The sequence below is a fragment of the Fulvivirga aurantia genome (assembly GCF_009711475.1).
Classification (GTDB): domain Bacteria; phylum Bacteroidota; class Bacteroidia; order Cytophagales; family Cyclobacteriaceae; genus Fulvivirga; species Fulvivirga aurantia.
This window is the reverse complement of the sequence record NZ_SMMD01000419.1, coordinates 1-2,556: the sequence shown is the minus strand read 5'-3', so window position 1 is coordinate 2,556 and position 2,556 is coordinate 1. Positions and strand designations below refer to the sequence as shown.

4 protein-coding genes are annotated in these 2,556 nt (G+C 40.0%); all 4 read right to left on the bottom strand.

Going from position 1 to position 2,556, the window contains the following annotated elements; translation table 11 throughout:
• On the bottom strand, positions 1 to 218 hold a 218-nt coding region (locus E1176_RS02505), incomplete at its 3' end, for a hypothetical protein (protein ID WP_155209001.1).
• 16 nt (positions 219 to 234) lie between these two features.
• The gene (locus E1176_RS02500) at positions 235 to 1,179 is read right to left on the bottom strand and encodes a succinylglutamate desuccinylase/aspartoacylase family protein (protein ID WP_155209000.1); all 945 of its coding nucleotides are present in this window, start codon (positions 1,177 to 1,179) and stop codon (positions 235 to 237) included.
• Positions 1,180 to 1,181: 2 nt separating this feature from the next.
• Positions 1,182 to 2,093: a 30S ribosomal protein S6--L-glutamate ligase gene (rimK, locus tag E1176_RS02495; protein ID WP_155208999.1), complete on the bottom strand. Its 912-nt coding sequence runs from the start codon at positions 2,091 to 2,093 to the stop codon at positions 1,182 to 1,184.
• A 3-nt stretch (positions 2,094 to 2,096) separates the two neighbouring features.
• Positions 2,097 to 2,556 (bottom strand): ATP-dependent zinc protease family protein (locus E1176_RS02490; RefSeq protein ID WP_343030496.1); only part of this gene is annotated, 460 nt, incomplete at its 5' end.

The following is a 2,556-nucleotide window of genomic DNA, read 5'->3' as shown; positions in this document are numbered from 1 at the left end:
ATGAGCTCTTCAATACTACGCTTATAAGCATCAAAACGCGAAAAAGCCTCACTTTTAGGTATCTCTAAGTAATGCTTACTCATCAACTCTTTTACGGCTTCATCAAGATCTTTGATGAACCTAGCGTGCTGATCGAGTTTTATTATAAATACAGGTAGAAAATAATCATCAATAATTTTACCTACCTCATCTTGGTATATTGCCAGATTTTTATCCATTAGTGTATCAAGATAATCATTTTGCGCTACCTATGTGTAGCAGCGCATCTCCCATATTTACAACCGGGTAGTTGTTTATGCCTATAACGTAGCCATCCATAGGCGATTTTATTTGCTTTTCAAATTGCCCGTATGGGTCTGTAATAAGGCCTATGAGCTGTTTTTTCTCTACTTTGGCCCCATTTCTCACTAAAGAGTGATGTAACCCGGCATATTTGGCCCTCACCCATGATGAGTTTTCTATAAAAATTGGTTTATGTATAATCTCAGGAGCTTCATCACGCATACCTAAATGCTTCATCACTCTTAATATACCATTTACTCCAGAGTCAATCACGTGCTTTCTAAGCCTCAGGGTTTCTCCCCCTTCGTAAACCAATATTTGCTTACCCGCTTTAGCGGCTGATTTTCTTAGACTCTTATCTCTAAAGCCTGAATGTATAATAAAAGGTGCTCCAAAAATCTGAGCCAACTCTGTGTCGGCTTCAGATTCAAAATAGGCTCTTATCTGAGGATAATTATTGTGACTTTTACCTCCTGTGTGAAAATCAAGGCCATAATCTATTACCGGAATAATCTGAGTAGTGAGAAAGTGTGCCACCCTACTGGCCAGTGACCCTGACTGTGATCCTGGAAATGATCTATTAAGATCTTTGCCATCTGGCAACCCTCTTGAGTGATTGATAAAGCCATATACGTTATAAACCGGTATAGCGATAATTGTACCTCTGGTCGGTTTATTGTATTTGTTTTTGAGAAAACGCCTTACAATTTCAATTCCATTGGTTTCGTCTCCATGCACACCAGCCATTATGAGCAGCACCGGCCCATCCTCCACGGCACGATTTACAAATACAGGGATGTTAATTGGTGTACGGGTCGGTAGCCTTCCGATTACAGCATTGATTTGCAACTCCTCACCCGGAGCTACTTCATGGCCATCGATTACTATATTGCGCATGGTCAGGCGTTAATTTTATCTTTTTGCACTTTGCCTTTCTTACCTCCATTCCGCTCTAAAAATTCAATAATCTTACCGGCTATATCGATGCCAGTAGCTTTCTCAATACCCTCTAATCCTGGTGATGAGTTTACTTCTAGAATCAATGGTCCTCTTGATGATTGCAGCATATCTACCCCTGCAACACCTAGTCCCATTTTCTTGGCTGCCGTTACAGCCGCACTTTTTTCCTTTCGGGAAAGCTTTATCACGTTGGAAGTGCCTCCTCTGTGTAAATTAGACCTAAATTCACCTTCTTTTGCTTGTCTTTTCATGGCTCCTACCACTTCTCCATCTACTACAAAGGCTCTTATATCAGCACCACCAGCTTCTTTGATAAACTCCTGCACTATCACCCTGGCTTTCAGACCATGAAATGCTTCAATTACAGAGGCCGCAGACTTTTTGTTATCAGCTAAAACAACGCCTAAGCCCTGTGTGCCCTCTAACAATTTGATAATTACCGGTGCGCCACCTACAGCATTAAGAATGTCATCCGTATCTCGCGAGTAATTGGTAAATACAGTTTTTGGCAGACCAAGACCTGCTCTGGAGAGTATTTGCAAACTTCTTAATTTGTCTCTCGAGCGAATTAGGGCCTGAGACTCTACCGCTGTAAATACTTTCATCATTTCAAACTGACGAACTACAGCCGAACCATAAAATGTCACAGAAGCCCCTATACGAGGTATAATGGCATCAAAATGCTCTAAAGAGCGACCATGGTATAAGACAGAAGGCTTATTTTGCTCCATCACAATGGTACACTTTAGGTGATCTATGATTTCGCCTTTATGCCCTCTTTGCTCACAAGCTTCAAGTAGTCTTGAAGTGGAATATAAATCTGGATTTCTCGATAAGATACCGATATTCATTTTTTAGTTTTTTTGATTGTATGATAAGTTGTGTTTTGAAACATCCACAATAAATCCTCTGCGAAGTAACTTTCTACCTAAAAGGATGGGAAACTTTAGGTTACCACGATCGCTCAAGGAGAGCTCTGTGAGGTAATCTTTGCCGAATATTCTTATTGTAGCTCTTATGATGTATCTCTTCTCAGAGTCACCAAATGAATTTTTGATACTTCGCTCGGTGAAATTTTTAAAATAGAAACTCTTGTCGTTGTAATTAGGATGTTTCGGATCTAAGAGTGTGAAATGAAGTGTTGGCACCCCATCTTTTTCGATAACTTCTGCATGATGATAATGTATGGCTGAAGTATAGGCTCCTGTATCTACTTTAGCGTCTAAGTCAAATAAATCCAATTCTGGCAGATCTACTTTATCAGAGCGTCCTATTATGTCCTTGGTAATTGTACGCATTAAAATTGTATAACTT